Origin of the sequence: Thermosulfurimonas sp. (genome assembly GCF_015491435.1) — a bacterium.
Classification (GTDB): Bacteria; Desulfobacterota; Thermodesulfobacteria; order Thermodesulfobacteriales; family Thermodesulfobacteriaceae; genus Thermosulfurimonas_A.
Genome location: NZ_WFVX01000130.1, coordinates 1 through 6,557, shown reverse-complemented (window position 1 = coordinate 6,557; position 6,557 = coordinate 1). Strand labels below are relative to the sequence as shown.

The 6,557-nt window shown below is 61.5% G+C and carries 8 protein-coding genes; all 8 read left to right on the top strand.

All coding sequences use genetic code 11. The features are described 5' to 3' along the window. A partial coding sequence (locus tag F8J34_RS06000) for a hypothetical protein (RefSeq protein ID WP_297057164.1) occupies positions 1–585 on the top strand: 585 nt, incomplete at its 5' end. Continuing rightward, positions 569–1,012 (top strand): phage tail protein, encoded by a 444-nt coding sequence (locus F8J34_RS05995; protein WP_297057162.1) that lies wholly within the window; start codon positions 569–571, stop codon positions 1,010–1,012. The genes F8J34_RS06000 and F8J34_RS05995, both read left to right, overlap by 17 nt. Further along, entirely contained in the window at positions 1,012–1,668 is a 657-nt protein-coding gene (locus F8J34_RS05990; RefSeq protein ID WP_297057160.1) for a hypothetical protein, read from the top strand. The genes F8J34_RS05995 and F8J34_RS05990 overlap by 1 nt, the downstream gene beginning before the upstream one ends. Further along, positions 1,661–2,767: a contractile injection system protein, VgrG/Pvc8 family gene (locus F8J34_RS05985; RefSeq protein WP_297057159.1), complete on the top strand. Its 1,107-nt coding sequence runs from the start codon at positions 1,661–1,663 to the stop codon at positions 2,765–2,767. The genes F8J34_RS05990 and F8J34_RS05985 overlap by 8 nt, the downstream gene beginning before the upstream one ends. Further along, positions 2,764–3,363 (top strand): phage baseplate assembly protein V, encoded by a 600-nt coding sequence (locus tag F8J34_RS05980; RefSeq protein ID WP_297057157.1) that lies wholly within the window; start codon positions 2,764–2,766, stop codon positions 3,361–3,363. Before F8J34_RS05985 ends, F8J34_RS05980 begins: the two co-directional genes overlap by 4 nt. Before the next feature lie 9 nt (positions 3,364–3,372). Further along, positions 3,373–3,639 carry a PAAR domain-containing protein gene (locus tag F8J34_RS05975; protein WP_297057155.1) on the top strand — a complete coding sequence of 89 codons (267 nt, stop codon included), beginning with the start codon at positions 3,373–3,375 and terminating at the stop codon, positions 3,637–3,639. Between the two features lie 3 nt (positions 3,640–3,642). Continuing rightward, positions 3,643–4,032 (top strand): GPW/gp25 family protein, encoded by a 390-nt coding sequence (locus F8J34_RS05970; RefSeq protein ID WP_297057153.1) that lies wholly within the window; start codon positions 3,643–3,645, stop codon positions 4,030–4,032. After that, positions 4,029–6,557 (top strand): hypothetical protein (locus F8J34_RS05965; RefSeq protein ID WP_297057151.1); only part of this gene is annotated, 2,529 nt, incomplete at its 3' end. The genes F8J34_RS05970 and F8J34_RS05965, both read left to right, overlap by 4 nt.

Genomic DNA, 6,557 nt, shown 5'->3' with positions numbered 1-6,557 from the left:
TCCGGGGAAGGACCTCTCCGAAAAGAAATTACCCGTTTCCTGGACACCGTACGGGAGAGGAGGGACCTTGCCGCTCCCGCAGGAGGGGTCCGGCGGGAAAACTTCACCCTCCTTTGGCGGGTCCGGGGAAGCCTTGGGGAGAGGAAAGGGCTTTCCCTTGTCTGGAGGGGGTCCTTTCCCGGATCGGGGCCTGGCTTCACAGAGCAGAGGGAAATCCCCGGGGAAGACAGCCGGATCCTCCCGAGGACCTTTCCCGGAAGGGAAAAAGGGCCCGGAGAAAAAGGCGGGATTGCGGCAGGAGAAGGCCCCGGGGGCGGGAAGGAACCGCCGCTTTCCCTGATCTATGCCCGGTATTTCCACCGGGAGATCCCCGGGGACAGGACTTCCGGAAGGGTTCGGGAGGCGGAAGTCCCGGAGGATCCTCGGTCTCGGCCGTTCTGGTCGGAGAAAGGGAACTCCGGTTCCACCTTTACCCTGAGTCTTCCGGAGATCCGGCATCTGGTGGAGGTCCTCTTTGAGCCCTTTATGGAACGCTGGCGCAGGGAACTTCAGAAGAGGGGGTATCTGCATGTTAGGTTCCCGTAGGGATCCTCTCCTGGCCCACCGCTTCCTGGTGGAATGTGAGGGTCTCCTGGTGGCCGGTTTTCAGGAGGTCTCCGGATTGGAACTCTCGCTGGAGGTGGAGGAGGTGGTAGAAGGAGGGGTCAATGAGCTGGTACATCGGTTACCCAAGGGGGTCAAGGCCGGGACCCTGGTCCTTCGCCGAGGAATCTGCCGGGCGGAACTCTGGGAATGGTTTGATCGGATACGCCGGGCCCTTTCCTTTCAGGGGCCTCTGGAGGTGCGCACCCTTTATCTGGTCATGCTGGATGAAGGCGGGCAGGAGGCCCTGCGTCTGGCTGTAACCGGGGCCTATCCGGTGAAATGGACCGGACCGGAGTTGAAGGCCGACCAATCCGGAGTGGCCCTGGAGAGTCTGGAGCTGGTTTATACCGGGGTAGAGAGGGTCTGATGCCGTCCAAAGCCGTACTCCGGATCCTCAACGGGAAAAACGCCGGGCAGGAATTCGTCTTTGATTTTAACCCGGCGGAATACACCGTGGAAACTGGCAATCGCTTTCAGGTGGTCAATTTTCCGGAACTCTCCGCCCCTCTGCTCCAGTTCCTTAGCGGGGAAGGGGAAACGGTCTCTCTGGAATTCCTATTGGACGATACCCTGCCTCCTCCCTCTGGACAGAGGCCCCCTTTGTTGGAACGGCTGGCCCGCCTGGAGAAGACCCTTTCCGTGGATCCCTCCCTCCATGCTCCTCCCCTGGTCTCCTTTTCCTGGGGGCGGGAGATCCTGCCCCGGGCGGTGGTGGAAAAATTGACCAAGCGTTTCGTCCTCTTCGATCATCAGGGACTTCCGGTAAGGGTACGTCTCCGCCTTACCCTGAAACGTTATCTCACCCCGGAGGAGCAGAGGGAGGAACGGTCGCCGGAATCCGCGGATATAAGCAAACTTCATCTCCTGCGCGAGGACGAAAACCTTTTCCTGCTGGCCTTTCGAGAATACGGGACCCTTTCGGCCTGGAGACTCATTGCCCGGGAGAACCGGATCCGCAATCCCCTGGAGGTACCGGCCGGCACCCTGCTCAGGCTTCCTCCCGGGAGGGGTGACAATGCGTGAGGAACTGCGTTTCTATGCTCCGGGGTTTTCCCTAAAGGTGGAGGGGGAGGAGCCCGGTCCCCGGGGGTTCATTTGCCACCAGATTACGGTGGAACAGTCGGTGGAGGCCTCAGCACGCTTGAGTTTTTCCGTTTTCCGGGCCGGCACGGAAAAAGACCTGGCCCTGTGGCTGGAGGAGGCCCTTTCCTTTTTCCGGCTCGGGGGCCGGGTGGAGGCCCGGGCCGGTTACGGGGGAACCCGTCTCCTGATCTTCCGAGGGTGCCTCACCTCTATCTCCTATTCCCTTTCCGTGGACTCCATCGGGGAGATCCATCTGGAGGCTCAGGATTTTCTTTTCCTGCTTATGAAAGGACGGGCCCTTTCCTCCCGGCATCGGGGCGGTTTCAGTCAGGTCCGGGATCACGAGGTGGTGCGACAGGTAGTGGATCTTTACCCGGTCTTTGAGAGAAAGATCATCCAGGAGACCGAAAACCGACATCCCAAGGTCCAACAGAAACAGGAGGAATTCGATTACCAGTTTCTGAAACGGCTGGCTGAACGGAACGGATATCTTCTTTATAGCCGTCTGGATCAGGAGGAAGAAAAGACCGTTTTCTGTTTCGTAAATCCGGAGGAGGCCCACCGGCACGGTCGGAGGCACGAGCTTCTTTTCGGGCGGGAGCTTCGTTCCTTTACCCCGCAGTTCGATCTCAGCGGGATGATCTCCCGGGTGGTGGTGAGGGGCTGGGACCCGATGCGAAAAAAGGAGATCCAGGGGCAGGCCGAGGCCCGGGAGGGAGGTGCCACCGAAGAAATCCGGATCCTCTGGCCTTCGCCTCCTACCCTGGAGGTGTCCCTGCCGGTTCGGGACCGGCAGGAGGCCCGGAGTCGAGCCCAGGCCCTTCTCCGGAAACATCGCACCCTTCTCCAGGTGGAGGCCGAGAGTCTGGGGCTCCCGGAGATCCAGGCCGGAGATCGGGTGGAGGTGAAGGGTCTGCCTCTGGGCCGGGGCCCCGGCGGCACGGCCCTTGAGGGGGCCTTTCTGGTAACTCAGGCCACCCATCAGATCGGGGAGGGGGGATACCATCTGCGCATGAAACTGAAGAGGGGTCAAAAATGAGGTTTTTTGAGGATCCATCCCCGGAAAAACTTTACGGGATCTATGTGGCCATTGTGACGGACCATCGGGATCCGGAGGGACTGGGCCGGGTAAAGGTAACCTTTCCCTGGCGGGGCACCAGGGACGAGAGTTTCTGGGCCCGGGTGGTTTCCTTTGCCGCAGGCAACGACGCCGGGGCCTTCTTCCTGCCGGAAACAGGAGACGAGGTCCTGGTGGCCTTTGAGAACGGAGAACTGGAACACCCGGTAGTCCTGGGCGCCCTGTGGAACGGAAAGGACAAACCCCCGGCGGAACCGAAACGACGCATCATCCGCTCCCGCAGCGGTCACGAAGTGATCCTGCACGACGGGGAGGGAGAGGTAACCCTGCGTTCCTCCGGGGGAAGGGAGATCCAGCTCAAGGACTCCGGGAAGGTGGTGATTCGCGATGCCGCGGGCAACGAGATCGTGTTCCAGGAGGACCCGCCTTCCCTGCGGGTCAAGGGGGCCTTCCGGATGGAGATAGAGGCCCAGGAGATTCATCTCCAGGGAACGCGTATAGAGGTATCCGCGGATACGGAGCTGGTACTCCGCGGATCTCTGGTGAGGATCAATTAGGAGGTGCCTATGTTTCTGGCTCGCTGGACCGATCTTTCCACCCATGGGGGAAGGCTACTTCCTCCCGGAGCCACCCAGGTGTTGGCCGGGGGGCTACCGGTGGCTTTCCTGGGGAGCAATCACGTGTGTCCCCTGCCCTTTCATCCTCCGGGGGCACTGCTGGCCACCGGAACCCGGCTCCTGGTCCAGGGCGGGCCTGCCGGCCGGGTCCAGGATCCTCTGCCCTGTGGAGCCCAGGTCCTGACCGGGGAGTTCACTATCCTGGTGGGAGGATAGAACATGGATGATTTTCTGGGACGCGGACTGGCCCATCCCCTGAGGCTGAATCCGGAGGACGATCGCCTGCAACTCGTTTCCGGGGAGGAAAGCATCGCCCAGAGTATCCGTCTCATCCTGAGGACCCGCCCGGGGGAGAGAGTCACCCGGCCGGATTTCGGCTGTGCGGTGGAGGATCTCCTCTTCGGCCCGTTGAATACGGTCACTCTTTCCCGGATGGAAAACCGGGTGAAGGAGGCCCTGCGGCGTTTTGAACCTCGCATCCTGGTAGAGGAGGTCAGGGCCCGGGTCCACAGCACCGAGGGCTGCGTACTGGTGGAGGTGATCTATCGGATCCGGCGTACCAATAGCCGCCACAATCTGGTTTACCCCTTCTATCTGGAGGAACGATGAGCCTGCTCCTGGATCGAGATCTTCGTTCCCTTCTCCTTCAGGCCCTGGGGGCGGCCCTGGGAAGGGACCCTTCCTGGTCGCCCCGGGATCCGGTCCTGGGAGGAATTCTGGAGTTCCTGGCCCGCAGGCTGGAGGAGGCCCGGGAGGTCTCGGAGGCCTTACCCTCCAAGGTGCTCCTGCACCTCTATTCCCTCCTGGGGGTAGGGGTTCCGGACCCGGAACCCGCACGGACCGTGGTGGCCTTGAGGATCTCCGAACATGCTCCCGAGCCCCTGGTCCTGGAAAGAGGGCTGGCGGTGGCGGCCGGAGAGATCTCTTTTGAAACTGAGGAAGAAATCCTGGCCCTGCCCGGTGGGTTCTCCGCGGCCTATCTTTATCTTCCCGGGGAAAACTATGTGGCGGAGGTAGGCACGATCCTGCGCGGGGAGGGACTGGATCCGGAGGACCTGCCGCCGGGACGGCGCTTCGCCTTCCGGGTCCGTTTCTCCCGGGAGATCCTTTCCCCGGGGCAGAGATTTGCCCTGCAATTCACGGAACCACCGGGAGGCCTAGCCCTCTTTGCGGAGGGGAAGAACGGCCGCCGTCCCCTTCGGCCGGAGAAGGGATACTTCTCCCTGCCCCGGGATCTTTTGCCCCTGGAGGATACCCGGGGGAAATATTTCTATCTTTATGGAGAAAGCACCCACCCGGTCCCCGGAGAGGAATTCTTTTTGCTTCCCGGTCCTCGAAGGATAACCCATATTTTCTGCGGAGATCGTCCTCTGGAACCCGAAGAACCCCTGTTTCTGGGGGCGCTGGGCCTCGGCCCCCGGATCTATGCTCCGGAGGAGGCGCAGGAGCACCTGGCCCTGCGCAATCCTCTGGGCCAGCCACCGCTGCCCGGAGCAAGTCTCTATCTGGGTGGATTCTGGCTCCTGCCCGGAACACGCTGTCGAATAGAGACCCACGGGATTCGCCTGGCGGATCTGTCCTGGGAATACTTCGATGGAGAAACCTGGAAAGCCCTTTCACTCCGGAACAGGGAGATCCTTCTGCCCGGGGACCTGGCTCCTACCGAGGTAAACCGGGTCTGGGCCCGGTGGATCCGGATCCGTTATCAGGGGCCCTTTGTTCCCCCGGACGAAGGCCGAAGCCCGGATTACTATTTGAGCTTTTCCTTTTTCCTGGCCGGGGGTTCCTTTTCTCCGGAGGAAATCCAGATCTCCAATCTGGGAGAGAAGGGAGACTCTTTCCCTCAGAGGGCTCCGGAACACGGATTATCCCCAAAGGAAGCCGCTCTTTATCTCCGGCTGGAGAATCCCTGCTCCGGTGGTCCGGTCAGTCTTTATTTTGCCGGTGAAGCCCCGGAGGAGATCCTTCAAAGGGTGGAAGTTTCCACGGCTTCCGGTTTCCGGGCCGTGAGTTTCAGGGATACGACCCGAAGGCTCCGAGGTCCGGGATTTCTGTATCTTTATCTTCCGGAGGACTTTTCCCCCCGGACCCTTTTCGGAGAGGAGGGAGCCTGGGTACGTCTGGTCCTCAGGGGGGAAGTCTTCCGGAGATCCCGGATAGAGGGCCTGTATCTCAACGCCTTGCCGGTGCGCGAGGGAGAGGGCCTCCGGTTCCTGTCCCGGAGCACCGGACAGCCGGGTCAGACATTGCAACTGAAACCCCTGGCCGGAAGGGTCCGGGTTCAGGTAAACGGTCGCAGCTGGAGGGTGGTGGACGATCTCCGTCCCTTCGGCCCCGGGGATGAGGTGGTGGAACTGGATCCCGAGGAGGGGCGCCTGCGGTTTGGGGACGGGGTTCACGGAGCCATTCCGAAGCGCGGGGCCGTAATCCAGGTGGATTACCTAAGCCACCACGGAGACCGGGGGAATCTTCCCGCGGGAAGCCTCCAGGAGGTGGTTTCTCCCCCGCCCTTTGTGGAAGGGGTACATCAGATCGAAGCCGCGGTGGGTGGAAGGACCCGGGTGCCCCCGGAAACCCTTCTGGAGCAGCTACCCGCCGGCCTTCGCCATCGTTACCGTGCCCTTACCCGGAACGATCTCGAAGACCTTTTAAGCCAGATAGAGGGAATAAAACGCCTTCTGCCGGAGATCCTCGGGTCCACTCTCCTCCTTTACGTTCTTCCCCGAGCCGAGGATCCTTCACCCCGGATATCCCGGGGGCTGGAGGAGAGGATCCGGGAAAGACTGGCCGGGGCCCTGCCTCTCACCCTAGGGGACCTGGAGATAAGGGACCCTGTCTATGTCCCGGTGGAGGTAAAGGCCCGGCTAATCCTAGAACCCGGGGTCTCTCTGCGACGGGCCCTGTCTCTGGCTCAGGACAAGCTTCGGAATTTTCTACACCCGGTGCAGGGAAACTTTGATCGGCAGGGATTTCCCTTTGGGCAGTTCCCGTATTTCTCGGATTTTTATCGTCTTCTTCACCAGATTCCGGCTGTCCGGGCGGTGAAAGAACTGGAGGTCAGCGTACGGGTGGGAAAGGAGACCCGCCCCTACCTTCAGGGACACCCCCCGGTCCTTCCCCGGGGGGCCCTGCCC